This is a genomic window from Vulcanimicrobium alpinum (genome assembly GCF_027923555.1).
Lineage (GTDB): Bacteria > Vulcanimicrobiota > Vulcanimicrobiia > Vulcanimicrobiales > Vulcanimicrobiaceae > Vulcanimicrobium > Vulcanimicrobium alpinum.
Map to the genome: position 1 here is coordinate 3,179,438 of NZ_AP025523.1, position 26,814 is coordinate 3,206,251.

Below are 26,814 nucleotides of genomic sequence, written 5' to 3' on the forward strand. Positions count from 1 at the left end.
GCTCACAAAAAGCAGATGACTAACAGGACCAAACACCTTGACAGATTCCGAACCGTGCCGGCGACCCAGCCGCCGACAAAGAGCGCGATCAGAATTGAGAAAAAGAACCAAATGGCACTACCGATCTCGAGGCCGCTCGCCGACGCACTATCGCTTGAGCCAATATGAATCGTGCTCGCGCCGATTCCGACGCCGAGAATGCTCAGGAGCAACTGTGTCGCGAGCGCCACAAAAAGGCCAGCGAAGATCGCTCCCCACGAAATGCGACGAAAGGCACCAGAAATCTGAGGTGCGAGGCGAGACTCGACCATGATAGGCTCCTAAAATAAAGTGTGGTTGCCGACGAAGCGCGCTTTGTCGGCAGACCAAGATCGAGCCTCGGTTAGGTGTTGTTCCGGACGTCTCGCTTCGTCGCAGCGATATCACCCTGAACAGACTCTTTGGCCTGATTTAGCATCGAGCCGGCCTTCTCACGTGTGGTCATCTGATCGCCCGCGACGTCGCGTTTGCCTTGCTCCGCCTCGGAGGCAGTCTTATGCGAAGCTTCGTTGGCGGCGTCTTTAATATTGTCAACTGCCTTGCTGGCGGCATCCTTCACGTTGTCAACGGCCTTGCCGAGCTCATCTTTGAGACCCATGTTGCACTCCTCGTAGCGGTGTGTTTTCTATTATTAGGACACGCGCGTCGTAGCGATAGTCACATCTCGGCGTGAAAACCTGCGCTTTTCGGCGCGTCGCTATGGACGGCATATCGTGCGAGAATGCGATTTGGCAGGACGACCCTCCCTCGCTCGCTCGTCCGTATGACGACATTCGTCATCCCGACGCGCTCGAGGACGCCGCTGGCGCCGTCCACGGTGATGCCGTCTCAGATTTTGAAATTCTCTTCGACGTACCGTGAGGCGACCACGTTTTCAAAGAACGTCCGTGCCCCGTAGCCGGAGGCGATCGCGGCGGATAGGGCGGCAGCGCCGAGCAGCAGCAGCAACACGTCGAAAAGAAAGCTTGATTCGATCGTAAGCTGCTGTAACGCCATGAGAGCGGCGACGGTCGTGACGATCGCGCGCATCAACGTGCCGGCGATGGTCGGATACAGAATGCCAGTGCGGGCTAACGTGGCCGTCGTCGCACGCGCGAGCGCATCGCCGGCGATGATGCCGACGAGGACAATCGCGACGGCTACGACGAGATGTGGCGTGTAGTCTAATAGGCTCCGTAAAGCCGCAGAGAGCGGTGTGAGCTCCAGTGCATCGACGACCTGCACCAGCGTCGCAAGCCAGACGATGAGCAACACCAAGCGGGCTACTAACCGCGCGGGCCGCTCGCGGAGCCCGACACGGACCAAATTCTCGCGAAATCCGGTATCCGCAACCCGTCGATCGAGTCCAAGACGTGTTAGGACGGCTGCGACGGCGCGGCTGATGAGCCAAGCGAGAAGGCTCCCCACCGCGAGGATAATAACGGCGCCGATAAGGTGCGGGAGGTAACCCACGACGGCTTCGACGTCACGACCGAAAATGCGGCCGGCGTCAATCATGTTCGGCCGCCTCTTTTGAGACTATGGGCGCTGCGGCGGCCGCTTTGTGTCGAGGTAGGAGCACGGCAAAAGCTGCGAAAATAGCACTGACCACAGAAAGAAGACGGTTAACCCTAGCGACGTTAGTCTTCTGGCGACGCAGTTGCCTGAGAGCGCTGTCGGTTAAAACGCGACTTGGCGTCAGGTCGATCGACGCGGTGGAAGCTAAAGCCTGGCGGACTTGCTCAAGTTCAGCTAGCCGCGTACGGCACGAGGAACATTTCGCGAGATGCAATTGTGTAGCGACGCGATTTTCAAATGCCGTCGTGCCAATTTCGATGATATTGGGGTGGTGCTCAAAGCGTTTCATGAAATAAGAGCGCCTTCGGCTCGGCTTGGTCTCGAAGCAGTTCGCGGAGCGTTGCTCGGCCGCGAACGATACGCATCTTCGCGGCCGAGAGCGTACAGCGTGATAATGTAGCAACGTCGACGATGTCGTAGTCGTACACATCGCTGAGAACCACGGCGACGCGCTGTTCGAGAGGAAGGCGTTCAAAGAGTGCGTCCATGCCGGTGACCTCACTTGCATTGATCGCCCGTTCTTCAGGTGCGGGCTCGAATTGATCCACCGCATCGAACGACGCGGGGCTGGTGTCAAGTGATTCGAATTGTATGCGCCCGCGTCGACGCAAGGCGTTAAGACTCAAATTGACGGCGATTCGCCGTAACCAGGCTCCAAACGTCGAATCGTCGTCGAGTTCCGAGAGATGAGTGTAGGCTCGCACGAGTGCCTCCTGCGCGATATCTTCCGCTTCGGTCCGCCTACCAACCAGACGTAGCGCGGCGCTATAGGCGGCTTTCTCATGGCGCCGGAGGAGTTCACTCGCTGCCGCGAGATCGCCCCGACGAGCACGAGCAATAAGCGCCTCGTCCTCCATCGTTGCTTGCTCCTAACTCGGAAGACACTCGAAGTGATCCCGCTTGTCACGTTCGCGCCGAGGATGATGATGCTGAGGTCGCCGACTTCCTGGACAGCTAATCGCTTACCCACGTGTCCATAGCCTACTATGTCAACACTGCTCATCGAAGATCGGCCGCCGGCTCGATCCTACCGCGACCTCGCGCGCTGAGCATGGCGTCAGGCCTGAGTCTCGGGCATCGAACATATGTTCGCACGGCTCGTTGGTTTGCCTTTGCGCGGCGCACCCCGCGATCGCTGGCTTCGCAAAATAGTAAAGTGATGCACGACTTGCAGGCCATTTTAGACAGGCCGTGCAACGGCTTTGAAGCAAGCCTGGATTGGTTGCAACTTAAAGTGTGATTCACGTCTCACGCCGAGCGACTTCAGGCCTGTATTGTAAAGACATCATTACCGCGGCCGAGTCAAGTCCCAAATCTGCTGTAATTCCGGTTCGTCGATCGCGTAAGTTAGGCTGCTCGTCTGTCTCGTTTTACGGCGGCCGGCTTGGCCACCGTCGTTGCTTTCCATTCGAAGTATTCGGTCATGTCGAAGTAGGCTCGGCTTAACCATTCGTCGTTTTGCTCGGAGAGTAACGCGCCGACCATGCGAATCGCTGCGGCGTCGTTTGGGAAAATGCGAATGACTTTCTCCCGGCGACGAATCTCTTCATTGAGCCGCTCTTGCATGTTGCTCGTGCGCAGTCGCCGACGATATTTCTCCGGCAGCGGCAAGATCGCAAACATGTCTTCGAACGCTCCTTCCAAGCACACGCACGACTTCGGCGCTGTTTCTGCGAAGCGGGCCATGAATTCCGCATATCGACGCTCAGCCTCTTTGCGATCAGTTGCGAGAAAGATCAGCCGAGCTGCAGCGGTTACGTTTTCGCGTTCTTTCTTGGGCGCGTGATCGAGCAAGTTCTTCATCACGTGGAACTGGCAGCGCTGCCATGTCGCGCCGACGAATTGCTTGGCGATCGCCTCGCGTAAGCCCGAGTGATTGTCGGAGACGGCAACGTCGACGCCGTGCAAGCCGCGTGCTTTGAGGCCGCGAAAGAACTCGTTCCACGTCGCAAAGCTCTCCGAATCGCCGATCGAAAGACCAAGGATTTCTCGGTATCCGTCAGCGCGAATGCCGCTCGCGATGAGGAGCGCTTTGCTGACGACGCTCTTGTCGGTGCGCACCTTCGTAAAGAGCGCGTCAACGATGATGAACGGGTACGCCGCATCAAGCCGACGATTCAAGAATCCCGCGACCGGCTCGTCAAGGGCCTTCGCGAGGCGACTGACCGTCGACTTCGAAAACGACGTCCCACACAGACCTTCGGTTATCCGCGTGACCTTCCGCGTCGAGACGCCGTTGACGACCATCTCCATCAGGCCCACGACAAAGGCTTGTTCGCTGCGGCGATAACGCTCAAAGATGTCGGTTGAGAAGCTGCCGTCGCGCGTTTGCGGCACGCGCAGGACCAGCGATCCGACGCGGGTCGAGAGCTGTCGATCGCGATACCCATTCCGATAGCCCTCCCGTTCTTGACAGCGTTCGTACCGCTCGGCGCCCAGATGATCGCGCATCTGCGCCTCGAGCACTTGGTTCAAAATCGTTTCGACGAGCTTCCCGAGCGCCGCAGGTTGATCGAGCAACGCTGGAATCGCGTCGCGGGATAGGGTAAGATCGTAATCGGCCACCGTTCCGGTCCTTTCGATTGAAGTGTTGTCAACGTCAATCTTCGAACCGGAGCGGTGGCTACCCGCCCGCTGAATTTACATCAATGGCGCTTCAGGACTTCGGGTGGGCGGGCAAGAGGTCGAGCCCACCACAGTGGAATAGAATCGCCGCTGCAAATCGGCCCTCATTGCGATAGCCGCGCGCGCGGAATTTGATCATTTGGATCTTGCTGTTGAGGCTCTCGGCTGCCGCATTGGTGATCGGCTTGCGAATGTACGTGATGATGTTCGCAAAGTGACGTTTGAGCGTGCGCGCGACGCTGATCATTTCGGGCAATTGAGAGTGCGTCGCCCACCGGTACCAATCGGCAAAGAAACGACGCGCTGCGGACTCACGCCGATATCGCCAGAACTCCGTAAAGTGCTCCTTCATCGACCACGCGCGGCCAAGGCGTTTGTACTGGCTCCGCAAGGCGCTCAGATCACGTCGTTCGTCGCGGTCGAGATTCGCAAACGAGCGCAACCAGGAATACTTAGTCCCTTTCAATGCCGTTCGGTCGAGCGTCTTGTCACGCATCATCGCTCGACGAGTGAGATCGACGGCTTTGGTGAGATATGCCGTGATGTGGTACTTATCGAAGACGATCTTCCGTGCCGCATCGGGCACGTGTGCTACGGTCGACTCGAAGTACGGCTGCCACATATCCATCGCGATGCCCTCAATGGCATGAAGTTGTTCGTGCGAAAGGCCGTCGTAGAAAGCGTCAATCGATTCGCGCTTGCGACCGCGACCGACCCACAGGACCTCGCCGCGGTCCAAGTCGGACACGATCGTGAAGTACCGATGCCGCTTTTTGACGGCCTTCTCGTCGATGCCGAGATGCCGCACAAGACGTGGCAGTCGCCGCTGCTTACCGCGCTCGACCGCCCGGAGCATAATGGAATCGACTTGCTCCCAGCTGATGCCCAAGCGACGCGCGACCGCCGCGACGGACATCTCGAGTAGGAGGGCGATCGCCAAACGCTCGAAGCGCGACGTAAACTCGGTGCGACCGCTTGACCAGGGAATCGCAACGGTCGTGACGCCGTGCTCGGGACAATCGATCCGGGGTACGGAGGCGTGCAAGAAAAGTTGGTCGCCGGCCAGATCGAGGTCACGCCAGACGCGCTCGCGATGATCGTGCTTGGGGCACTCCCGATCGCATTTTGGACAGCGACCCGCGCCTTGCCATTCAAGCCGAACATCGACCCGATTTCGCTCGAGATCGAGCTTTGATTCGGTCACGTCCCAAGGATCTTCGACGCGCAGCAACCCGCGGATGAATTCGGTGTCTCGCATGGCGTAGCATTACGACGGCCGACCGATTTCCTCTCGCCCGCCCACTACAAAACCGGAAGACCCACATCAATTATAGGGACTCTGCCCGCGGCCGTTCCTTCCGCCGATCGCTTTGAAAGGCTCCTTGCATGTTTCACGTCGCCATGTTCCATTTCGACTTCGCTGTAATTGATCGTGTCCCCAGCCGTGGTGTACGAGCGGTGGCTCGGCGAGGGTAGCGCTCAGCCGTTAATCACGGCGGAGAGCTTGGCGGGCTGATTATCGCTGACGGCACTGAGTCCTTCGAGTTGCATGTAGCGCCGCTGCAGTTGCCATTCGTCGTTCTGTTCCAGTAGGAGCGCACCGACGAGGCGTACGATGGCAGCATCGTTCGGGAAGATACCGACGACATCGGTGCGCCGCTTGATCTCCGCGTTGACCCGTTCGAGCGGATTGGTTGAGGCGATCTGCTTGCGGTGCGCCTTGGGAAAGTCCATGTACGCGAGCACGTCGTTCTCGGCGTCGTCCATCATCGCCGCGAGCTTCGGGAACTTCTGCCGAAGCTGCTCGGAGACGATACGCCATTGCTCGTGCGCAGCTTCCGCTGTCTCTTGCGCGAATACCGTGTTGATCAACGCGAGGACCATCTGCCGTTGCCCTTTACCCGCATGTGCGAGCGCGTTTCGCATAAAATGCACGCGGCAGCGCTGCCACGTTGCTTTGAATACTTTCGCGATGGCCGCTTTCAGGCCGACATGCGAGTCGGAAATGACGAGCTTGACACCGCGCAATCCGCGGCGGCTCAAGCTGCGAAGAAAGTCGATCCAGAACGGCTCTGCTTCGCTCGGACCAACCGCGAGGCCCAACAATTCCCGTGTCCCATCGGTGTTTACGCCGACGGCCAGTATCACGGCGACCGAGACGATGCGTCCGCCGGAGCGCGTCTTCACGTACGTCGCGTCGATCCAAAGATAGGGCCAGTCGCCTTCGATCGGCCGGGTAAGAAATGCGTTCACGCGTTCGTCGATCTCTTCGCACAGCCGTGAGACCTGACTCTTGGAGATGCCTGTCATCCCCATCGCCTTGACGAGCTCGTCGACCGAGCGCGTGGAGATGCCCTGGATGTAGGCCTCTTGGATGACGGCGGTGAGCGCCTTCTCCGCCGTGCGGCGCGGCTCGAGGAACGCGGGGAAGTAGCTACCTTTGCGCAACTTGGGGATGCGCAGTCCGATCGTGCCGGAACGCGTCTCCCATTGGCGCTCGCGGAAGCCGTTGCGGGCGTTCTGTCGGCCGGGGCCGCGCTCGCCGTAGGGCAAGCCGCAGAGTTCCTCAACATCGATCTCCATGATCCGCTGCGCGGCGTACTGGAGCATCTCGCGAACGAAGTCGACGTCGCCGCCCTTTTCGACGAGCTCGGAAAGTGCGATACTGGGTTTGGCCATCGTGGATCCCTTTCGGTCGGTTATTTGTTGCAAAAACAACCTTCGCCGAAAGCCACGATGGCCGCTCTCTATGCTACAAGGGCGACCCTCTCATACACCACGGGCCGGGACACGATCCGCCGGGCCGAGCGAGCGCGACGAACTGATCCGATCAATGCTCGCGCGCGCGACATCGTAGGTCACAAGGTCCCTCGACCGCGAAGCCAATCGAACAATCCGCTCAGCTCCGACAATGCGCGACTACGAAAAGAGCACGAACGGCTCGAGCGGCGCTTGGCCAAAGCCGAAAGAACGACCGACGCGTTGGGAAAAGCGCACGCGCCCTTGCAGATAATCGCCGGCGAGAGCGAAACGGATAACGAGCGGTCGAAGTCGTCGTGAATACGGTGGTAGCATATCTCGGCAAGGGCGCTTCAAAAGCATACCTCAACGAGAAATTTCTCCGTGCTCAAGGTGTCGTTGTGGCCTTGCGAGTCGCCTCTTTCGGTTCACTCGCGCGATCGCGTGTTGCTGCCAGCAGTGCGTTCGCGCGTGGCTCCGGCGGAAAGAGCCGCTCGGCCGCGACGCGCAGGATCCCCGCAATCGGAATCGAGAGCAGCGCGCCGAGGATACCGAAGGCCTCGCTCCCGAGCAGGAGTGAGACGAAAATGACGAGCGGCGTGACCCCGACCGAGCGCGCCACATAAATCGGTACGAGCACGTTCTGCTGAACGCCGATGATCACGGCGAAGAGCACGCCGACAATGATCGTCTTCACGAGCCCAACGGTGAAGAACGAGATCACGAGTATTGGAATGACGGCGACGATCGGGCCGATGAGTGGCACGATGCTGACGATTCCGGCGAGGAGCCCGAGCAGGAGCGCAAAGGGTATGCCGACAGCGATAAGAACGATCGTGCCCGCGACGGCCACAACGAGCGCAAGCAGGATCTGGCCGCGCACGAAGCCGCCGATCACCTCATCGACGTCGTTCATAAAGGATAAGGCCTGCGGACGGTAGCGAGCTGGCACCAAGCGCGTTGCGAAGGCCTGGATTCCTGCAAGGTCGCCGAGGATGATTAGCGTGAGGCCGAGGATTAGGGCGACGCTGATGAGCAGCGCCGTCGTCCCGCTGAGAATTGCCAAGGTCTGCGTTCCGAACCCGGCGGCGACGCCGCCCAGCAGTGTCCCCAACTTACCGGCGTTTGCCGCGATCGCCATTCGTGCGCTAGTCGGAAGGCGGCTCAGGAGCGGTGAGTGCGTCGGGTCTGCGATTTGCTGCTGTGTCTGGGTGACGAGGTGCGGGTAGTCGCGGCTGAACACTTGGACTTGGCTCGCAATTGCCGGTGCGAGCCAAGCGAGGGCGCCAAGCACGAGAACTCCCAGCATCACATAAACGAGAATGACAGCGAGTGGCACGGGAAGTCGCCGGGCTGCAAGCCATTTCACTGGCGGGTACACCGCATACGCGAAGAGGATCGCGAAAACGATCTCCATGAGCGTTGTATGAACTCGATCGAAGACGGTTGCGACCATGCCCAGAAGCACGACGATGACTAGCACGATTGCCGCGACGAGAAACGCCTTGATGAGGCGGCGTGTCGTCGGGTCGAACAAGCTTGAACCGGTCGGCATGCTCATGTTTTGCGTGGCCTTTCAGTACCGGATGGAACGGCGGCGGAAATTCGAACCCGTAGCGGCAGTCAGATGTACTAGCTACTATGTGATCTGACAGTCGTACGATCTTGCGGTAGTGTCAGATAGGTTGGGTTTCAGTCTAAGCGATCTGTTTCTCTTTCGCAAGGGAGACACTGTCGACGAATGTCTGCATCGGCGTCTTGCCGTAGCACCAGCGTCCTTGATGCGGACGCTGCGTGTTGTACTCCTCGGTCCACGCATCGAGGTCCCGCTGCAGTTGCTCGAGCGACGTGTAGATCGTCTTGCGAAACGCGATCCGATAAAACTCATCAAGCATCGTTTTGTGAAAACGCTCGACGATGCCGTTGGTCTGCGGATGGCGTGCCTTCGTTCGGGTGTGGTCGATGTCTTCGATCGCCAGGTAGAGCTCGTACGGATGTCCCTCACGCCCGCAAAACTCCGTGCCGCGGTCGGTCAGGATCCGTTGCAACGTAATCCCGTACTCTTCGTATAGCGGTAACACGCGATCGTTGAGCAGGTCGGCCGCAGTGATTGGTGTCTTGTCCAAATAGAGCTTCGCGACGCCCACCTTCGCATAGGTGTCGATGAAGGTCTGCTGGTAGATGCGGCCGACGCCCTTCATCGTCCCAACGAAGAAGGTGTCCTGCGCGCCGCAGTAGCCGGGGCACTCACTCTCGAACTCGCCGTGCGCTTCTTTCTCGAGCTTGGCACGCTCCAGCGCGACGACTTGCGCCTCAGTCAGGACGAGCCCATCTTGGGCGCTCTTTGCTTCCAGCGCTTTGAGCCGTTTCTTCATCGTCTCAAGATCGTGTCGCAGCCACACCCCGCGAAGTCCCGCCGGCGACATACGCATCCCACGCTTGGCGAGCTCGTTCGCTGCGCGCACTTGACCGTACGCAGGGAACTCGATCGCAAGATCGACAATCGCATCCTCGACTTCGGGAGCAATGCGGTTCTTGAGGTTCGGCTTTCGCTTGGTGATCTCGGCCAAGGCCAGATCGCCGCCCGTCTCGTAGAGGTCTTTGAAACGGTAGAAGCTATCACGGCTGTAACCCATCACGCGGCAGGCTTCAGTCACATTTCCGAGCTGCTTGCCGAGCTGGAGTAGGCCCACTTTCGCCTTGATGACTTTTCGGTCGCTGTTCATGGATGGCTCCTCAGGAGGATTCACCACCGGTATTCGACAACCGTCAGATCAAATCCTGACTTCTACAAGTCAGAAATTGAGCCTGTGTCACCGTGCGCTTCGTTGTCTGTCTGCGCTTTCTCGAGGGCAGCGATCTGCGATTCGGTCAGCACCAAACCGTCTTGCGCGCTCCTGACTTCGAGCGCTTTGAGACGCCAATCAATCATAGCGACTCGCGACCAGCGCGCGAGCCGCAACCATATCGGCAGCAAAAGGGCTAACCGCTTTGTCGCCTTTCGGATCGCGCCTTCCCGCTTGCACGCCTGTTCGGCCCGAGCCGAAACTAACGTCCTGACTCTTCAGCGTTTCGTCGCCGCAAATCCCATCCGCCGCATTTGGTTCGATGGTGACCTTGCACCGAATCAACCAGGCGGTGGCCGAAAGAGCAGCCGGTCCTTTTCGCAGGGCTCGAGCATGAGATCCGTCTCCGCCTTGCCGTAGGCGCGGCAGCCGCAAGTCCATGTCACGGTTACCTCCGGGGTGGTTCCGCCGTGGCGCCGATCCGTCAGGGCTGTCCCAAGAACTAATACGAGCGACGAAAATGAATACGGTCCACCGACGCTGCGATGCGGCACGGCGGTCCGATACAGAAGGAACACGACTTCTCCTGTATGTTTAGAGTATAGCAATATCCTAATATAACTGCATGTACGAGACCCAGGCCGCGTTCTTCCGGGTCCTGGCCAGCCCATTGCGAATCCGCATCCTGGAGGCCCTGCGGGTCGGGCCGGTCAGCGTTCGCGATTTGCGGGTGAATCTCGGCGTGGAGCAGGCGACCCTCTCGCAACACCTCGGCATCCTGCGCGCGCATGATCTCGTGCGCGCCGAACGGCGGGGCCCCGTCGTCGTATACGAAATCCGCCACGCCGCGATTTCGACCGTCCTCGATTCCGCGCGCGGTCTTTTCGACAGCCAATTGGGCGCGGTGCGAACCGCTCTTGAAACCTTACGCGCCGAAGCGTGAAGCCGCTTTCGGGTCTCGCGACCGCCTCCGTCGGTGCGGCGTCGCTGGTCTTCGCCTGGCTCGCACTGACGGTGCAGCCGGACTTCGCCCACGCAGGCTCGGCGGTGCCCGGGTTCGCCCTCGACTGGGGACTCGTTCCATTGGCCGCCCCGTTCTATGCGCTGCTCGGTGCGCTCACGATCGCGGTCGCCATCTGGAACGGCCCGGAGGGCCGCTACGGTTGGGGAATCGCGGGCTTCGCCGCGGCGATGGGCGCCGTGCTGATGGCCCGCTCAGTCGCTGCGTTCATGCTGGCTTGGGAACTCATGGCACTGGCCTCCGTTGTGCTGGTCGCGGCGCACAGCGAGTTGCGGGCCGTTCGGCGCGCGGCGTTCTCGTATCTCATCATCAGCCAGGCGGGCGCGCTCGGGATTCTGGGCGCGTTGTGCATTCTCGCAGCGAACGCCGGGGGCACATCGTTCGCGGTCATCGCGAAGGCGGCGCCGCATCTGCCCGGAGCGTGGCGGAGTGCGGCACTGGGGCTCGCGCTGTTCGGTTTCGGCTCCAAGGCCGGACTGTTTCCGCTCCACTTCTGGTTGCCGCGCGCCCATCCCGTCGCGCCCCCCAACGGCTCCGCGATGCTATCCGGGGCAATGCTCAAGGTCGCCGTGTTCGGTCTCATCCTTGTCTTCTTCAGTCTCGCCGCGCCGGCCGGCACGACGTGGGCGATTGTCGTGATCGCGGTCGGGGCGGTCAGTGCGCTCGGCGGCATCCTGTATGCGGCGGTCGACTCGGATTTCAAACGGCTGCTCGCCTATAGTTCCATCGAGCACACCGGTATTATTTGCGTCGCAATCGGCGCGGCGGTGCTGTTTGCGAAGTCGAGTGCGGCGCTCAGTGCGGCGGCATTGACCGCGGCGCTTTTCCACGCCGTCAACCACTCATTGTTCAAGGGCACACTGTTCCTGGCCGCTGGGCGGGTGGCAAACGTCGCGGGCACCGTAGATCTCGACCGGCTGGGCGGCCTGGCCGCCTCGATGCCGTGGACGTCCGCGGCGGTGTTCGTTGGGATGCTCGGGATCGTGGCGTTGCCCCCCTTGAACGGCTTCACCTCGGAATGGCTGCTGTTGCGGACGCTCGCGTCCGGCATGGACGTCGCCGACCCCGCTGCGCGGGCGGCCGCCGGTACGGCCGTTCTCGCTCTGGCCCTTACCGGCGGCATCGCGGCGGCATGTTTCGCGAAGGTCTACGGTCTCGCTTTTCTCGGGAGGCCGCGGCAGCCGCCCATGATCGCGCAGCGTGAAACCTTCGGCTGGCAGGCCGCGGGGACCGGCATCCTCGCGGCAGGCTGCGTCGCGTTCGGAGTCGCGCCCCTACTCGCTGTGTCGCCCCTGAGCCGGATTACCGCCGTCCTCGTCGGATCGCCGGATGGTGCGTTGCGGGACTTCGGCGTTCCGGCGACGCTCGGCGCCGTCCCGCTGATTGCCGTCCTTCCGATCCTTTGCGCCGTCGCGGCGTTGCTGCTGATGCGCGCGCGGCGAACGCGGTACGCACCGACGTGGGTGTGCGGTTCCACGCCGACGGCGCAGACGCAGTACACTGCGACGGCGTTTTCCAAACCGTTGCGACGGATATTCGCGTTCGTGCTTTTTCCGGAACACGAGAAGCGCATCGAGATCGGCTCGTCCCCGTGGCTACCGAGCCGCATCGCCTATCGCACCAGCACCGCGTACGTTTTCGACGATGTCATGCGCTGGGCGAGCGTACGGATACTGATGATGTCGCGACGCGGCCGTAGCGTGCAAAGCGGGCATCTGCGGCTGTACCTCGCGTACGCAGCCGCGGTGCTCGTTTTGATCGTCGTGGTCGCACGATGACCGTCCTGCAGGTACTGCTGATTGCCGTATTCGCGCCGTTGCTGCACGGCGCGATGAAAACGCTTCGCGCCCGGCTCCAGGGCCGCCCTGGGCCGTCCGTTTTGCAGCCGTACCGGGATCTGCGGAAGCTCTGGAGCAAGGACCCAGTCTTGCCCGAAGGCGTCAGTTGGATCGTCGCCTGCGCGCCGGGCGTTTCGCTCGGCGTAGCTCTCACGCTCGCCGCGGCCGTACCGCTCGACGCCGGACCGCCGGCGTTCCTTGACATCGTCGCGCTGACCCTCATTCTCGCGCTGGGACGCTGGATCGTCGCGGTGGCGGCGCTCGATACGCGCAGCGGCTTCGCCGGGATGGCCGCAAGTCGCGAAATGACGCTCTCCGCGCTGACCGAACCCGCCTTGCTGTTGGCCCTCCTGGGAGCGCGGCTTTCCGGTGGACCATTCCTTGTGCCGCACGGAAGTTTCTCCGTTGCCGGCGTCGTCGCGTTGTTCGCGTTCGGCGTCGTGACGATTGCCGAAACGGCGCGCATCCCGATCGACAACCAGGAGACGCACTACGAACTCACGATGATCCACGAAGGCCAGAGCCTGGAATATTCGGGCTGGCATCTCGCCGTGCTCAATATCGCGGGATATGTGCGGCAGGTGGCGTTCTTGACCATCGCCGCGGGATTGATCGCTCCCGGTTCGTTCGCGGCCCTCGCCGGAGCGGTGCTGTTTGCCGTCTTCATCACGTTCGTCGAGAACGCGTTCGCGCGCTTGCGGCTGTTCGAGATTCCGCAGTTGCTAACGACGGGCATCCTGCTTGCGGCGGCAAGCGTCGCCGCGAGGATGGTATGAGCATGACGCTGTACGCCCTGCTCGCGATTCTGTCGGGACTGATGATCGCGGATACGCGAGCGAAGCGGGTGCTTGCCGCGTACGTCGCGATTGCGGTTATAACGACAGTGGTCACGTTCCCCGGCGCGTCGGCTACCCTGGGCGGTTTCGCCTTGTTCGGGATAGCCACGGCGCTCAAGGTCGTCCTTGCCCCGATCGGCATCGTATGGTTTCTCCGGCGCAACCCGGAGGCCGAAGATCTGCGGGCCGGCGCGCCGCTGCCAGTCCGCGTGCTTACGGTGATCGCCCTAATCGTGCTCTCGCGGTCCGTCGAGCGTCTTCCGGTCGCCGCGGCCCTACCGTTGCAGTCCATAGTTGCGTTCGTGATCCTCTGCGGGATCGCCATGCTGGTGATGCATCGCAACGTGCTCGCAGATCTGCTGGGCCTGCTGGTATTCGGCGCCGGCATCACGCTGGAAGGCGCGCTCGCCGCGCCGCAGTTGCCCGAAGCGGTCGAACTCGGAGCGGCCTTCGACGTGCTGGTAACGACGTTCATTGGGCTAGCGCTGCTGCGGACGCTGCACCAGCGCGGCCTGCTGGACGTCGACCGTCTGAAGAGCCTGCGCGGATGATCGCCGTAGCCGTCGCGTTTCCATTTGCCGGCGCACTCGTTGCCGCACTATTCCGTCGCCGCGACGCGCGCCGCGTCATCCGGATCATCCTAGCCGGGATGGCCGCCTGCATGCCGCTCGTGGTCGCCGGCCGCGTGGACGAGCTCTCGTTGGTGTTCGCGGTTATCGTGTCGGTTTTGGGATTTCTCGCGACCGTCTATTCGACGGACATGTTCTCTGTAAGTTGGAGCGGCGGCGACGTGTTCTGGTCGCGCAAGTCCGTGTACTTCGTGCTGCTCGGAGCATTTTGGAGTTCGATGCTGCTCGTCGTGCTCGCGCAGGGGTTCGGCACGCTCTGGTTCGGCATCGCGGCGACCACGTTGGCCACGGCGTTCCTGGTGGGTTTCAGCGGCGAGGACGCGGCGCTCGAAGCGGCCTGGAAATATCTCGTGCTGTGTAGCGTCGGAATCGGCATCGCCCTTACTGGCATCGTCCTGCTCGCAAGCGCGTCTCTGCACGCGGGCGCGACGCCTGAGTTCGCGCTGTCGTGGGAGGCGATGTCGCGTTTGCACGCGGGGCCGAACGGCGTCGTGCACCTCGCGACTGCGCTCATGGCGATCGGCTTCGGAACGAAAGCCGGATTGTTTCCGCTTCATGCGTGGCTCCCGGACGCGCACTCCAAAGCGCCGGCTCCAATCAGCGGCCTGCTTTCCGGCGTGCTCGTTTCGTGCGCGCTTTACGACATCGTCCGTACGTTGCAGGCCGCCTGGGCGTGGCATGACGCCGCCACGTTGCACGTCCTGCTTACCTGGTTCGGTGCGTGTTCCGTCGCGGCGGCCGGGATGCTCATGCTCGTCCAGCGCGATCTCAAGCGGCTGCTGGCGTATTCGACAGTTGAACATGCTGGCATTGTCGTGTTCGCGCTGGGCGTCGGCGGACGGTTGGGAACCGACGCCGCGCTGTTGCATCTCGTCGCGCACGCCTTCGCAAAGTCCGGGACGTTTTTCGTCGCCGGAATCACGCAGCGGGAGAGCGCCACGAGCGGCGTGCATGGCGGCGCGTTGTGGACAACGACAACCGGCGGAAGGCTGCTGCTGCTCGGATTCGCCGCGCTCGGAGGGCTGCCGCCGTTCGGCCTGTTCTTCAGCGAGTTTCTCGTCGCTCTGGCGGCGGTCGAAGCGCACGCCTGGGCCGCGTTGACCGTGGCGGGCTTGGGAGCGGTCGTGGCGTTCGGTGCGCTCATCCGAACGGGCTTGCAAGTCAATCCGACCGCCAACGGCGACGGCCGCGCAACCGCCGTTGCGGTTTCCAAGGGCGTTTCGATGCGGCTTTCGATCGCGAGCGCGGGTATTGCGCTCGCGCTTGCGGCGGGTACCGCCGCCATTCCGTGGACAGCCCTCGGCGCCACGTTGACAGCCATATCGGGAGAGATACAGCCATGATAAAGAACGAAATCGAAGTCGCGCCCGCAGCGATGCGAACCGCGTTCGCCGAGCGTCTGGAACACGGCAGCGTGTTGGGCGCTTATGCGACCTATCAAGGCGTCCGGTATCTGTTCATGGAGAAGCACGGCGTACAGGTGCTCTCCGCGCGCGTAGATGCCGAGGAGGTGGCAGCCGTCTCGGGCACGTGCCCCGGCCTCTCGTGGGACGAACGCGAGATGGCCGACGAGTTCGGGGTCGCGTTCGACGCGCTTCCGGACGCGCGTCCGTTCCGGCCCGCAAACGGCGAACTCGCGAGCGCCGTGGTCGCGACGGGGCCGGGCGTTACGCAGGTCGTGGTGGGGCCGGTGCATGCCGGTATCATCGAGCCCGGCCGGTTCACGTTCAGCTCGGGCGGCGAGACGATCGCGCACCTCGACTTCCAGATGGGCTATTCGTACCGGCGCCTGGAACAGGGTGTCGAGGGGGCAGATCCCCTTGATCTCGCGCCTCGCGTAGCCCGCGTCTGTGGGGCGTGCAGCGCGTCTCGTTCGCTCGCGTACGCGATGGCGGTCGAGTCGATCAGCGATACGCGCGTCTCCGATCCGGTCCAGATTGCCCGGCAGATCATCGTGGAACTCGAACGCGTCTATAACCACCTGTTCGACCTCGCCGTATGCTCAGCGGCCGCGGGCTGGGGTTTTGGCCAAGCCACCGGGCTCGGACTCAAAGAACGCGCGCTTCGCGTGTGCCATGCGGCGACGGGCCATCGGATGCTCTTCGACGCGATCGTCCCGGGCGGCGTGAGCAATGGCGTGCTGGAGGACCGCGAGCAGGTGCAGAGCCTGGTGATCATGCTGCAGGAGGCCGTCGAACAATACCTCGGCGCAATCTTTGACAATTCTTCGCTGCTTTCGCGCTGGAACGAGACGGGGACGCTGACGTACGAAGCCGCGCGTGCGTTGGCGGTTGTCGGTCCGGCGCACCGTGCGTCCGGCGGATCGCTGGACGTTCGCGATGCCGCGCCGTACGGAGCCTACCGCTGGATGCCGATCGCCGTTGCACGCGAGGAAGGCGGCGACGTGCTCGCGCGCTGCCGCGTAAAGATCGCCGAACTGCGCGGCTCGTTCGGCATCATCAAGCGCGCGTTCGAGCATCTCGGAGGCAGTCCGCTTGACCGGTCGCCGGTCATGCCGCCCGAAACCGGCGATACGGTGACCGTCGTCGAGGGTCCGCGCGGTGCGGAGACCGTCGCCCTCACCCTGCGCGGCTCCGTGGTCGAACGCTTGCATTTCATTTCGGCGTCGTACCGGAACTGGCCGGCGGTCGCGCACGCCACGATGGGAAACATCGTGCCTGACGCGCCGCTCGTCAACAAGAGCTTCAACCTGTGCTACGCGTGCGCGGACCGGTGAGGGTCTTGCTTCGCGAGGCCCTCGCGCGCACTGCATCTAGCGGGAGCGCAGTCTGATGAGCGAACGCGACCACCTTGAGAAGCTGTTTGATGTGATCGCCGAAGAGCGCCGCATGTTGCTGGGCGGAAAGTCACAGATCCCTACGGCGCCCGGAAGCGGCGGGGACGCTTCCGCGGACTCAGAGATACTGCGCGTCGAGGCATCCTACGTGCGCGTCCTGGACGCGATTCAAGTCTGCGTTGCCGCTATTGACGCCGAGCGCGGGAGACGGCGGTGACGACCGTGCAAGTCGATGACGGCCATGCGTTCGCTCAGGAAGTGCGCTGATGGCGATTTTCGAGAGATCCATCGGCATACGGCATCTCGTGTGCGGAAGCTGTAATGGATGCGAGCACGAGATGAACGCGCTCAGCGGCCCGGATTACGACATCACCCGGGACGGGTGGGACATCGTAGCGTCTCCGCGTCACGCCGATGTCGTGACGGTGACGGGCCCGATGACCGAGGCCATGCGTGTGCCTGCGCGACGGACCTTGGAAGCGGTCCCCGAGCCGAAGATCATCGTCGCGATTGGCGACTGCGCCGTCGGTTGCGGCGTATTCGCCTGCGGCGCAGGCGTCGGGTCCGGAGCGTGCGTCGAGCTCGGCGCGACGATCGCGGTTCCCGGGTGCCCCCCCACACCGTCCATGATCAAGACGGGCCTGCTGCGGGCGGCGCAGGCTCTGGGCGGCCCGCCCGCACGCGACGCGGATTTGAACCCCGCGGACCTCCGTTCCACGCGCTTTACCTCCGAAAGGCCAGCTAGATGAAACAGTACGAGTTCAAGCTCGTTTTTCTCGATCGGCGCGACGAAGGATCGAACGCGCTCTCCACGCTCAACGCGCTCGGCGGCGAGGGTTGGCACGTGGTCCACGTCCGCGAAGATGTGCAACACGAGCGATCGCTGGTGGCCTTCCTCGAACGCGAACGCGGCGGCTGAACGGGCGTCCCAACGGCAGCGCGAGAATCCGAATCGGCCGCTAGCGGCGCCGTGCTCGACGCGGTGGCGCTGGTCCGGTTGCTGCCACATCGGTATCCGATGCTGTTGCTGGACCGCGTACAGGATCTTACGACGGCCTGGGCGCGCGGCTATAAGAACGTCTCGGCGAACGAGCCGTGCTGCTCCTCCGTGCTCTGCGCATTGCCGAGCATGCTGGTGATTGAAGCCATGGCCCAACTCGGTGGCCTGCTGGTCGTGGCCCCCGCTGACTATCGGCGCAAGACGGCCTATCTGGCCGGCATCGCTACGGCGCGATTCGCCGGCGTCGCCATCCCGGGTGACCGTTTGCAGATGGAGGCGTCTCTCGTGCGGCTACGCGGAACGGCGGGGCGGGTCCGCGTAGCCACTGAGGTCGCCGGGCGACCGATCTGCACCGCGGAATTAAGCTATGCGATTTTCGATCTTCCGCGGCGCAAGCGCGCCGAGGCGCGGGACGGGGGTTAAGGCCTTGGTTTAACCAGCGGTTTCGTTTTGAAGGCCTTCCAGGGCGGTTCGGACGCTGACAAGTTGATTATTGAAGATTTCCCGTGCGGCGTCGAGCAGCTTCCAGATCGCCGGATCGCTGATCTCGTACAAAATAGTGGTCCCGCGCCGCTCGGTCATGACAAAGTTCCGCGCGCGCAGGATCGCGAGGTGTTGGGAGACCGTCGCCTGCTCGGTGTCTAGCCGCGCCCGCAGTTCACCCACACTTTGGGGCCCGGCCCGTAGGGCGTCCAGAATCCGGATCCTTACCGGATTGGCGAGCACCTTGAAGAACTCGGCCTTGAAGCTGTACCGCACATTGCGGTATTCGGCCGTGCGGGCGCCCGCCCTGGCCGATATCTCACCCGTGACGATCGGAGATCCCCGCATGCCACTCAACTCGATGGAACTCGAACGCGCGAGCACGCGCCTGGCGGAACTGCGGCGTCGCCTAAACGACGGCCAAGCGAAGGAGGCTGCGGACATCCAGCGCGAGGTCCTGCTTATCATCGACGTCGTGACAGCGATGCTTAACGTCTTGGATCGGACGGTCGCCGCGGTGAAGCGGCCGTCGCGCTGACCTGTCAGGCCGGTACGCCGTGGACCGTCAGGTCAGAACGGCTTTTCTATTTCCGGTGCGCGGCACGATTCTAACGCTGCCGAGTTCGACCAAGTAAGGTGTAGTAGCTACTATGTGATCTGACAGTCGTACGATCTTGCGGTAGTGTCAGATAGGTTGGGTTTCAGTCTAAGCGATCTGTTTCTCACGTCAAACATTTCAACTGAGCGTCTGCTCAGGAGTCAAGTCCCAATTGTGCTGTAATTCCGGTTCGTTGACAGTTAGGCTGCTCGTTTGTCTCGTTTTTACGGCGGCCGGCTTGACAACGACATCCGTCGACGGACGCGACTCGTCGGAATCTTCCCGACGATCGCCTCGGCTATCCGCCTGATTACCCTGATCCTCGCCGAGCGGGTCTTCCGGTTTTGTAGTGGGCGGGCGAGAGGAAATCGGTCGGCCGTCGTAATGCTACGCCATGCGAGACACCGAATTCATCCGCGGGTTGCTGCGCGTCGAAGATCCTTGGGACGTGACCGAATCAAAGCTCGATCTCGAGCGAAATCGGGTCGATGTTCGGCTTGAATGGCAAGGCGCGGGTCGCTGTCCAAAATGCGATCGGGAGTGCCCCAAGCACGATCATCGCGAGCGCGTCTGGCGTGACCTCGATCTGGCCGGCGACCAACTTTTCTTGCACGCCTCCGTACCCCGGATCGATTGTCCCGAGCACGGCGTCACGACCGTTGCGATTCCCTGGTCAAGCGGTCGCACCGAGTTTACGTCGCGCTTCGAGCGTTTGGCGATCGCCCTCCTACTCGAGATGTCCGTCGCGGCGGTCGCGCGTCGCTTGGGCATCAGCTGGGAGCAAGTCGATTCCATTATGCTCCGGGCGGTCGAGCGCGGTAAGCAGCGGCGACTGCCACGTCTTGTGCGGCATCTCGGCATCGACGAGAAGGCCGTCAAAAAGCGGCATCGGTACTTCACGATCGTGTCCGACTTGGACCGCGGCGAGGTCCTGTGGGTCGGTCGCGGTCGCAAGCGCGAATCGATTGACGCTTTCTACGACGGCCTTTCGCACGAACAACTTCATGCCATTGAGGGCATCGCGATGGATATGTGGCAGCCGTACTTCGAGTCGACCGTAGCACACGTGCCCGATGCGGCACGGAAGATCGTCTTCGATAAGTACCACATCACGGCATATCTCACCAAAGCCGTCGATCTCACTCGTCGAGCGATGATGCGTGACAAGACGCTCGACCGAACGGCATTGAAAGGGACTAAGTATTCCTGGTTGCGCTCGTTTGCGAATCTCGACCGCGACGAACGACGTGATCTGAGCGCCTTGCGGAGCCAGTACAAACGCCTTGGCCGCGCGTGGTCGATGAAGGAGCACTTTACGGAGTTCTGGCGATATCGGCGTGAGTCCGCAGCGCGTCGTTTCTTTGCCGATTGGTACCGGTGGGCGACGCACTCTCAATTGCCCGAAATGATCAGCGTCGCGCGCACGCTCAAACGTCACTTTGCGAACATCATCACGTACATTCGCAAGCCGATCACCAATGCGGCAGCCGAGAGCCTCAACAGCAAGATCCAAATGATCAAATTCCGCGCGCGCGGCTATCGCAATGAGGGCCGATTTGCAGCGGCGATTCTATTCCACTGTGGTGGGCTCGACCTCTTGCCCGCCCACCCGAAGTCCTGAAGCGCCCGCCGAGCAGACCGAGGACTGGCAGACCGAGCGGCGGTATATGAACTCCGACTTACTCACGCCGCTGTAGGGCTGAACGAAATTACACTCGTCCGCGGACACAGTCCAACAACGTTGCTTTCCAATCGAAGTACTCGGTCATATCAAAGTAGCCTCGGCCTAACCATTCGTCGTTCTGCTCCGAAGTAATTTCCGCCCTACGCGAACACGCTGCTGTACGTAATGGAGCACGTCATCGCCGCCGTCGACTGCATCAACGTCCCCGTCGCGCCCAAACAGGATGCGTCGCAATGGGTCGATCTCGCGCAGGCGCGCGCGGAGTGCGCCGCGGGCACGAGCCGCTGGGCGTGGGCCGCGGACGATCCCGCGTCCGAGGTGATCCTCGCGTGCGCCGGCGACGTGATGGTCCTCGAGACGCTCGCCGCCGTGAGCATCCTGCGCACGCATGCGCCGTCGCTGCGCATCCGGGTGGTCGTCGTCATCGACCTCTTCACGCTGGCCGGCCCGAGATGCACCCGCACGACGCAAGCCGCTCGAGCACGACGTCCCGGTGGTGTTCGCGTACCACGCCTACCCGCGCACGATCCACGAGCTCATCTACCGCCGGCCCACGCCCGACCGATTCCCCGTTCGCGGCTACCTCGAGGAGGGGACGACGACGACCCCGTTCGACATGATCGTGCTGAAACGCGTCAGCCACTATCACCCGGCCTTGGAAACATTGAAGCGAGCCCACGAACCCGGCACCCCAAGGAAAGCGAGGCGATCGCCGCCGGCGAAGCAGCGCTGCGGCGCCATGCCGAGCACATCGTGCGCGAGGGCACCGATTTGCCGGAAGTGACGGAGTGGCGCTGGTAACGCACAAGGCCGGGTGGGGGAGGCGGCGAAACGGGGCGTTACCGTGTCCCCGCGTGCCCTTTGGACCTCGGCTCTCCTCGCCTTCGCTGCGCTCTCCGGATGCAGCGGCGGCGGCTTGCTGCCCGGCGGTCCGCACTCGATGCCCCCGGACCGCTTGAGCGCGCTCGTGCGCGGGGCGTCGAGCACGAACGCCGTCGACCCGAAACTGGTCTTCGCGATGATCGACGCCGAGTCGCACGGCGATCCCAGCGCCGTCTCGCGCGTCGGCGCGCAGGGGCTCATGCAGCTGATGCCCGACACCTCGGCGCTGTACGGCGTCGTCAACCCATTCGACCCGTATCAGAACGTCGACGGCGGGACGCGCTACCTGCACGACCTGCTGCGGCGCTACCGCGGCAACGTCCGGCTGGCCGTCGCGGCCTACAATGCGGGGCCGGGCGCCGTCGATGCCGCTCGCGGGATCCCGCACTACGCGGAGACGCGCGCCTACGTCGACCGCGTCGTCGCCGGCTTGCGATAACGCGTGGCGGCATTCCCCGGGGTGCGGAGTCCGGCGTTCGCACGCGCCCCGGCGCCGAAACTCCGGCTGCCGATCCTCGACGCCTACCTGCTGCGTGAGGTAGCAGGCCCGTTCGGGTTCGCGCTCGGCGCGTTCTTCCTGTTCTGGTTCGCGAACATCTTCGTGCTCGCGGCCGACTATCTCGTCAACAAGGGCGCGCCGCTGTTTCTGGTGCTGCGCTTCCTGCTCTTCCGCGTCCCGCAGGCGACGCCGCTCGCGTTTCCGTTCGCGAGCCTGTTCGGGACGCTGCTCGGCTTCGGCCGCCTGATGGCGGACAACGAGATCAACGCGCTGCGCACCTCCGGCGTGTCGTTTCTGCGGATCATCCGCCTGCCGGTGCTCGCGGGGGCGGCGGTTGCGATCACGTCGTTCCTGGTGAACGAGCACATCGCGCCGATCGCAACCGACCTCTCGACCCGCAGCTTCTATCAGATTCTGTACCGGTCGCAGACGCTGCCGCTCGAACCAGATATCTTCCGCGCCGACCCCTCGAGCGGGAACGTGTTCTACATTCAATCCGTTGCCGCAGACGGAAAGACGATGCAGAACGTGCAGATCTATCAGCCCGATCGCACGTCGCCGTTTCGCCAGATTCTCACCGCGAAATCCGCGCGCATCGAGGGGACGGAGATCGTGCTGGAAAAGCCGGACATCGCACGCATCAAAGCCGACGGCACCGTGAGCGCGCTCTCGGTGTCGGGGACGGAGATGCGGATCTCGCTGCCGATGGGTGACAATGGGCAGAATTTCTTGAGCAGCTCGTTCAACGACACGTTCACGATGGATTCGAAGCGGCTTGCGCAGGACATCAAGTTCCGCAAGCAGACCGGACAAGGCGGAACGGATCTCGCCGGCCGCGAGCTGACGCTCGGCGGCAAGTACGCGTATCCGTTCGCGTCGTTCATCGCCGTGATCGTCGCGGTGCCGCTCGCGGTGCGGTTCGGCAAGCGCGGGCGGATGCTCGGCGTTGTGCTGTCGATCGTGCTGCTGTTCATCTACTACGGTCTGGTCGCGCTGGCCGGCGCGTTCGGCCGCAACGGTTCGATCGATCCCTACCTCGCGGCGTGGCTGCCGAACATCATCCTCGCGGCGGTCGGCGGGTTTCTGATCTGGCGCGAGGACCGGTGATCCGCCGGGCCTCTCGCCGCGCGGGCGTGACGGTGGTCGCGCTCTCGCTCATGCTGTGCGCGATTCCGCCGATTCCGTCGGCCGGGATCGAAACGACGAATCCGAACTCTCCCGAAGCGACGCACGCGCTCGCGATGCTCGACCAGAGCTGCGGCACCGCACCGCAGGACGTGCAGGCGGCGGAGGTCGCGCAGGCGTCGGCATCGCCGGCAGCGTCCGCGTCGCCGGGTGCCTCCGAATCGCCGGTAGCCTCCGGTTCGCCGGCTGCGGCGGCGAGCGCATCGCCTGCGGCGACGGCATCGCCGAGCCCGTCGCCGACGCCGATCGTCGGCGCGCCGGAGACGGCGCCGAACGGCCCGCAGATCCTCGTTCCGCCGCCGCTGCCGACGCCGCGCGCGCCGACGCCGCCGCCGCTTCCGTCGGCCTCACCCTCGCCGAGCGGCTCGCCCGCCGCGCAGGTGATCCAGCAGGTCAGCGCGCCGCCGTCGAGCACGCCCGTCCCCGCGGCGTATCCAAGCGCCGGCCCGATCGTCTCGCCGACGCCGTCCGCATCGCTCAAGCCCGAACCGGGCGAGACGCTGGGGCCCAACGACTACGCGATCCTCGGCGACCACATCGTCGGCACGAACGAGAAGGGCCAGACCTCCGACCTCGACGGCCACGTCACGATCCTCTACCAGCAGGGGATCCTCGGCGGCGACCACGCGCACTACGACGGGACGCGCTACATCGACGTCACGGGGAGCACGTTCGTCAAGAACGCGGGCGGCGACACGGTGCTCTACGCCGACGCGGTGCGGTTCGACTCGCTCGACCAGCACGCGACGCTGATCAACGGCCGCGGCGAGTCGACGCAGGGCGTCGAGCGCGGAAAACTCCACTTCAAGGGCGCGACGATGGTGACGAGCCGCGACGGCAAGACGCACATCGAGCATGCGAATCTCACGACCTGCGAGAACCCGCGCGGAGGGTATCACGTCGAGTCGAAGACGCTCGACGTCTATCCCGGCGACAAGGCCGTCGCGAAGTCGGCGGTCCTGTTCCTCGGAGCGCTGGCGATCTTCTATCTTCCCGTCGTCGTCATCTCGCTGCGTCAGGATCAGCAAGGGTCGCGGCGCAATCCGGGGTTCGTCCCGATCGTCGGCTACTCGCAGGTCGAAGGCTTCTGGATCAAAGCGCGGATCGGGTTCTCGCCGAGCGACTACTACTACGGGTACTACCGCGTCGAGGAGTACACCCGGATCGGCCTGGGGCTCGGGTACGTTGCGACGATCCGGCGTAAAGACGGCCGCCGCCAAACGGACATCAACTTCTTCCGCCAGAACAATCGCCTCCAGGCGAGTCAGAACACGAACCTCTCGCTCGCCGATCAGGAGTCGTTCTCGCGCGCGACGCGCGGGCAGTTCAACTTCAACTATCAGGGCAACTACGGCCCCAACATCTCGCTCCCGGCGCAGTACTCGCTCAACGCGTCGGTCGACCACGGCGACACGCGCGGCGACCGTCAGAACTACACCTTCCAGCGTACGGCGACCGGAGGCGAGTCGTCGACGAACAACTACGGCTTCACCGATCACCTGCAGATCTCGCAATCGCTGCAGAACGACGTCGCATTCTCGTACACGCACAGCAAATCGGCGTTTTTGAACTCGCCGACGAGCCTGAGCGATCTGCTCCACCTGCAGACGCTCACCCATCTCGTCGGCCGCCGCTACGACTACTCGCTGACGTTCGACCGCTACGACTCGGCGACGCCGTCGAGTCTGCAGAAAGAGCCGGAACTCGTCATCCGGCCGCTGAGCAATCTCTTCCCGAAAGAGACGATCGTGCCGGTGCAGGTTCAGTACACGCTGGGCTTCTACAACGATCCGCAAGGCGGGACGTTCCGGCCCGGCTCGACGACGCCGACCGGGATCGAGACGAGCCGCGGCGAGGCGCGCGTGACGCTAGGCCCGGGGCTCGCGCACGTGCTGGGGAGCGACTTCAACGGCACGCTCACCGTGCAGCAAGATTATTACGGCACCGGCGACGCCAAGGCGCAGATCGCGCAGAACGCGACGCTCACGACGCCGCTCTTCAACCACCTAGTCAACACGATCACCTACTCCAACTCGCACGTGAACGGGCCGTTCAGCGAACCGTTCCGCTCGCTCGACGTGCTCAGCAGCGGCGTAAAACAGGCCAGCGACGTGCTGCGCATCTTCAACCGCGACACGTACTCGCTCTCGTTGACGGGGACGACCTTCTTCAACCGGATGGCGCAGGCGGTCGGGTATCAGTTGACGGCGCGTCCCTCGCCGCGCTCGACGGTGCTGCTGGGCGGAAGCTTCAACCCCGGCCCCGGCAACGGCTTCGGCTTCACCAACCTTCAAGTCGCGACGCCGTTCGGGTACAAGAGCGACCTGCAGTTCGCCACCGACATCGACTGGAAAGCGCACGGGCGCCTGGAAAACAAGAACATCTACTACCGGCACATCGTCGGCGACTGCTACGAGATCCGGCTGTCGTACAACCAGAGCATCAAACAGGTCTTCGCGACCGTCACGCTGCTGGCGTTCCCGTCGGAGTCCGCGAACTTCGGGATCGGGCAGACGGCGTCGCTGAGCTCGATCATTCCGGGTAACTTCTCGTCGGCCGGCTTCACCGGCGGCCCGTAGACCCAACCGTTCGCGAGGTGGATCGATGAACACGTACACGCAGCCGTGCGAATACGCGGAATGCAACTGCACCGTCACCGGCGGGGTCGAAGGCGCCGCCTACTGCAGCGACGTCTGCGAACAGCGTGACTCCACGGACGAGCAGATGGAAGTGAGCTGCGAATGCGGCCACCCGCCCTGCGACGCCGAGTAGACTACGGGGTGTTGAAGACCTCGACGCCGGTGATTTGGGCGGAGGGGACGGACGGGATCGGGTTGCCGGCCGGGCGGACGTAGTTGAACGTGTTGATCGTCTGCGTCGTGTCGATCGACGGCGTCGTCCCCGAGCCGACGACGAACAGCGCGTCGGAGACGTTGGAACTGCGGTCGAGGGTGAACAGGTTGAACGTCCACGACGTGCTCGTCGTCGTGTAGACGAACGGGGGACAGCGGCGCAGGCCGTCACCGCCGGGCGCGGGCGTCGGCGTCGTCGACGGTGCTGGCGACGGTGCGACCGTCGGCGCGGGCGTCGCACCGACGACCGGCGGCGGCCGATCGAACAAACAGCGATCGAACCGGAACTCGAAGCCGTACAACGAGAGCGCGCTCTGGAACGTCGGGTTCACCACGACCTGCTGGCCGACGAGATACGGCCGCGTGATCTGCTGAACCGTCTGCCCCGCCTGCGCATTCTGATAGAACTGGAAGAGCGTCGGGGAGTTCGAGACGGTCGTTCCCCCGCCGCTGAACTGAAAACCGAACGTCCAGTCGGTGTAATTGGAGTTCGTCCCTTGCGCGAGCGGAGGACGATTGTTCCCGGTCGTGTTGAAGACGATGAGATAATTGTAGTTCGAGAAGTCAAGCGGGCCAGCCGTCTCGAACCGCACGATGGTCTGGCCGGAGGGCGCGATGCCGCCGCCGCCGGGCTGGTTCAGCCCCGTCACCTGATGACCGCACCCGGACACCGCCATCATCATCACCGCAACCACTACGGCTGCACCTAGCCGACGCACCCTGTTCACCTCCGCGACCGTTCGTTCGACGGCGCTGGGTTTGCT

Annotated in this window: 31 protein-coding genes and 3 pseudogenes; 19 read left to right on the forward strand and 15 right to left on the reverse strand. The window is 63.1% G+C overall.

Annotation, left to right across the window (positions count from 1 at the left end):
- Positions 1-2: 2 nt before the first annotated feature.
- The 13 genes and pseudogenes from WPS_RS16285 to WPS_RS16340 all read right to left on the reverse strand — a co-directional run bounded on the left by WPS_RS16285 (position 3) and on the right by WPS_RS16340 (position 10,187).
- Positions 3-311: a hypothetical protein gene (locus WPS_RS16285; RefSeq protein ID WP_317995510.1), complete on the reverse strand. Its 309-nt coding sequence runs from the start codon at positions 309-311 to the stop codon at positions 3-5.
- Between the two features lie 71 nt (positions 312-382).
- Positions 383-637 carry a hypothetical protein gene (locus WPS_RS16290; protein WP_317995511.1) on the reverse strand — a complete coding sequence of 85 codons (255 nt, stop codon included), beginning with the start codon at positions 635-637 and terminating at the stop codon, positions 383-385.
- Positions 638-696: 59 nt separating this feature from the next.
- Positions 697-855, reverse strand: coding sequence for a hypothetical protein (locus WPS_RS18300; RefSeq protein WP_405054904.1), 159 nt, complete (start codon positions 853-855; stop codon positions 697-699).
- A 12-nt stretch (positions 856-867) separates the two neighbouring features.
- Positions 868-1,536 (reverse strand): mechanosensitive ion channel family protein, encoded by a 669-nt coding sequence (locus WPS_RS16295; RefSeq protein WP_317995512.1) that lies wholly within the window; start codon positions 1,534-1,536, stop codon positions 868-870.
- Positions 1,529-1,885: an anti-sigma factor family protein gene (locus tag WPS_RS16300; RefSeq protein WP_317995513.1), complete on the reverse strand. Its 357-nt coding sequence runs from the start codon at positions 1,883-1,885 to the stop codon at positions 1,529-1,531. Before WPS_RS16300 ends, WPS_RS16295 begins: the two co-directional genes overlap by 8 nt.
- Positions 1,872-2,453: an RNA polymerase sigma factor gene (locus tag WPS_RS16305; RefSeq protein ID WP_317995514.1), complete on the reverse strand. Its 582-nt coding sequence runs from the start codon at positions 2,451-2,453 to the stop codon at positions 1,872-1,874. The genes WPS_RS16300 and WPS_RS16305 overlap by 14 nt, the downstream gene beginning before the upstream one ends.
- A gap of 490 nt (positions 2,454-2,943) precedes the next feature.
- A complete protein-coding gene (locus tag WPS_RS16310; protein ID WP_317994492.1) occupies positions 2,944-4,161 on the reverse strand; it encodes an IS256 family transposase in 1,218 nt (405 codons plus the stop codon).
- Positions 4,162-4,252: 91 nt separating this feature from the next.
- Positions 4,253-5,479 (reverse strand): ISL3 family transposase, encoded by a 1,227-nt coding sequence (locus tag WPS_RS16315; protein WP_317994728.1) that lies wholly within the window; start codon positions 5,477-5,479, stop codon positions 4,253-4,255.
- A gap of 221 nt (positions 5,480-5,700) precedes the next feature.
- Entirely contained in the window at positions 5,701-6,900 is a 1,200-nt protein-coding gene (locus WPS_RS16320; protein WP_317995515.1) for an IS256 family transposase, read from the reverse strand.
- A 448-nt stretch (positions 6,901-7,348) separates the two neighbouring features.
- On the reverse strand, positions 7,349-8,521 hold the full coding sequence (locus tag WPS_RS16325; RefSeq protein ID WP_317995516.1) for an AI-2E family transporter: 1,173 nt from the start codon (positions 8,519-8,521) through the stop codon (positions 7,349-7,351).
- 136 nt (positions 8,522-8,657) lie between these two features.
- Positions 8,658-9,686 (reverse strand): IS481 family transposase, encoded by a 1,029-nt coding sequence (locus WPS_RS16330; protein WP_317994481.1) that lies wholly within the window; start codon positions 9,684-9,686, stop codon positions 8,658-8,660.
- An 86-nt stretch (positions 9,687-9,772) separates the two neighbouring features.
- Positions 9,773-9,928: pseudogene (locus WPS_RS16335) on the reverse strand (IS481 family transposase); the annotation flags it as partial.
- On the reverse strand, positions 9,885-10,187 hold the full coding sequence (locus WPS_RS16340) for a hypothetical protein (RefSeq protein ID WP_317995517.1): 303 nt from the start codon (positions 10,185-10,187) through the stop codon (positions 9,885-9,887). The gene WPS_RS16340 and the pseudogene WPS_RS16335, both read right to left, overlap by 44 nt.
- A gap of 184 nt (positions 10,188-10,371) precedes the next feature.
- Between WPS_RS16340 and WPS_RS16345 the strand changes: the two genes are divergently transcribed.
- The 11 genes and pseudogenes from WPS_RS16345 to WPS_RS16390 all read left to right on the forward strand — a co-directional run bounded on the left by WPS_RS16345 (position 10,372) and on the right by WPS_RS16390 (position 18,290).
- Positions 10,372-10,689 (forward strand): ArsR/SmtB family transcription factor, encoded by a 318-nt coding sequence (locus WPS_RS16345; protein ID WP_317995518.1) that lies wholly within the window; start codon positions 10,372-10,374, stop codon positions 10,687-10,689.
- Positions 10,686-12,545 carry a proton-conducting transporter transmembrane domain-containing protein gene (locus WPS_RS16350; RefSeq protein ID WP_317995519.1) on the forward strand — a complete coding sequence of 620 codons (1,860 nt, stop codon included), beginning with the start codon at positions 10,686-10,688 and terminating at the stop codon, positions 12,543-12,545. The genes WPS_RS16345 and WPS_RS16350 overlap by 4 nt, the downstream gene beginning before the upstream one ends.
- On the forward strand, positions 12,542-13,381 hold the full coding sequence (locus tag WPS_RS16355) for a respiratory chain complex I subunit 1 family protein (RefSeq protein WP_317995520.1): 840 nt from the start codon (positions 12,542-12,544) through the stop codon (positions 13,379-13,381). Before WPS_RS16350 ends, WPS_RS16355 begins: the two co-directional genes overlap by 4 nt.
- Positions 13,378-13,992 (forward strand): hypothetical protein, encoded by a 615-nt coding sequence (locus tag WPS_RS16360; protein ID WP_317995521.1) that lies wholly within the window; start codon positions 13,378-13,380, stop codon positions 13,990-13,992. The genes WPS_RS16355 and WPS_RS16360 overlap by 4 nt, the downstream gene beginning before the upstream one ends.
- Positions 13,989-15,413: a proton-conducting transporter transmembrane domain-containing protein gene (locus tag WPS_RS16365; protein ID WP_317995522.1), complete on the forward strand. Its 1,425-nt coding sequence runs from the start codon at positions 13,989-13,991 to the stop codon at positions 15,411-15,413. The genes WPS_RS16360 and WPS_RS16365 overlap by 4 nt, the downstream gene beginning before the upstream one ends.
- A 32-nt stretch (positions 15,414-15,445) precedes the next feature.
- A pseudogene (locus WPS_RS18305) lies at positions 15,446-15,670 on the forward strand (NADH-quinone oxidoreductase subunit C); the annotation flags it as partial.
- Between the two features lie 45 nt (positions 15,671-15,715).
- A complete protein-coding gene (locus WPS_RS16370; RefSeq protein WP_317995523.1) occupies positions 15,716-16,807 on the forward strand; it encodes a hydrogenase large subunit in 1,092 nt (363 codons plus the stop codon).
- A gap of 55 nt (positions 16,808-16,862) precedes the next feature.
- Entirely contained in the window at positions 16,863-17,084 is a 222-nt protein-coding gene (locus WPS_RS16375) for a hypothetical protein (protein ID WP_317995524.1), read from the forward strand.
- A 49-nt stretch (positions 17,085-17,133) separates the two neighbouring features.
- The gene (locus WPS_RS16380; protein ID WP_317995525.1) at positions 17,134-17,616 is read left to right on the forward strand and encodes an NADH-quinone oxidoreductase subunit B family protein; all 483 of its coding nucleotides are present in this window, start codon (positions 17,134-17,136) and stop codon (positions 17,614-17,616) included.
- Positions 17,613-17,786 (forward strand): hypothetical protein, encoded by a 174-nt coding sequence (locus WPS_RS16385; protein WP_317995526.1) that lies wholly within the window; start codon positions 17,613-17,615, stop codon positions 17,784-17,786. The genes WPS_RS16380 and WPS_RS16385 overlap by 4 nt, the downstream gene beginning before the upstream one ends.
- 51 nt (positions 17,787-17,837) lie before the next feature.
- A complete protein-coding gene (locus WPS_RS16390) occupies positions 17,838-18,290 on the forward strand; it encodes an ApeP family dehydratase (protein WP_317995527.1) in 453 nt (150 codons plus the stop codon).
- A gap of 9 nt (positions 18,291-18,299) precedes the next feature.
- Here the strand turns inward: WPS_RS16390 and WPS_RS16395 are convergent, their stop codons facing one another.
- Positions 18,300-18,626, reverse strand: coding sequence for an ArsR/SmtB family transcription factor (locus WPS_RS16395; protein WP_317995528.1), 327 nt, complete (start codon positions 18,624-18,626; stop codon positions 18,300-18,302).
- On the opposite strand from WPS_RS16395, the gene WPS_RS16400 reads away from it, so the two are divergent.
- The 8 genes and pseudogenes from WPS_RS16400 to WPS_RS16435 all read left to right on the forward strand — a co-directional run bounded on the left by WPS_RS16400 (position 18,610) and on the right by WPS_RS16435 (position 25,970).
- On the forward strand, positions 18,610-18,888 hold the full coding sequence (locus WPS_RS16400; protein WP_317995529.1) for a hypothetical protein: 279 nt from the start codon (positions 18,610-18,612) through the stop codon (positions 18,886-18,888). The genes WPS_RS16395 and WPS_RS16400 overlap by 17 nt on opposite strands.
- 297 nt (positions 18,889-19,185) lie before the next feature.
- Positions 19,186-19,281: pseudogene (locus WPS_RS18370) on the forward strand (transposase); the annotation flags it as partial.
- 61 nt (positions 19,282-19,342) lie between these two features.
- Positions 19,343-20,569: an ISL3 family transposase gene (locus WPS_RS16410; RefSeq protein WP_317994728.1), complete on the forward strand. Its 1,227-nt coding sequence runs from the start codon at positions 19,343-19,345 to the stop codon at positions 20,567-20,569.
- A gap of 228 nt (positions 20,570-20,797) precedes the next feature.
- Positions 20,798-21,433 carry a phosphoketolase family protein gene (locus WPS_RS18375; RefSeq protein ID WP_317995530.1) on the forward strand — a complete coding sequence of 212 codons (636 nt, stop codon included), beginning with the start codon at positions 20,798-20,800 and terminating at the stop codon, positions 21,431-21,433.
- A gap of 43 nt (positions 21,434-21,476) precedes the next feature.
- Entirely contained in the window at positions 21,477-21,953 is a 477-nt protein-coding gene (locus WPS_RS16420; protein WP_317995531.1) for a lytic transglycosylase domain-containing protein, read from the forward strand.
- 21 nt (positions 21,954-21,974) lie between these two features.
- Positions 21,975-23,120, forward strand: coding sequence for an LptF/LptG family permease (locus WPS_RS16425; RefSeq protein ID WP_317995532.1), 1,146 nt, complete (start codon positions 21,975-21,977; stop codon positions 23,118-23,120).
- Between the two features lie 26 nt (positions 23,121-23,146).
- The gene (locus tag WPS_RS16430) at positions 23,147-25,777 is read left to right on the forward strand and encodes an LPS-assembly protein LptD (protein WP_317995533.1); all 2,631 of its coding nucleotides are present in this window, start codon (positions 23,147-23,149) and stop codon (positions 25,775-25,777) included.
- Positions 25,778-25,802: 25 nt separating this feature from the next.
- Positions 25,803-25,970, forward strand: coding sequence for a hypothetical protein (locus tag WPS_RS16435; RefSeq protein WP_317995534.1), 168 nt, complete (start codon positions 25,803-25,805; stop codon positions 25,968-25,970).
- A gap of 1 nt (position 25,971) precedes the next feature.
- On the opposite strand, the gene WPS_RS16440 is transcribed toward WPS_RS16435, so the two are convergent.
- Complete coding sequence (locus WPS_RS16440; RefSeq protein WP_317995535.1) at positions 25,972-26,733, reverse strand: hypothetical protein; 762 nt, start codon at positions 26,731-26,733, stop codon at positions 25,972-25,974.
- Between the last annotated feature and the right edge of the window lie 81 nt (positions 26,734-26,814).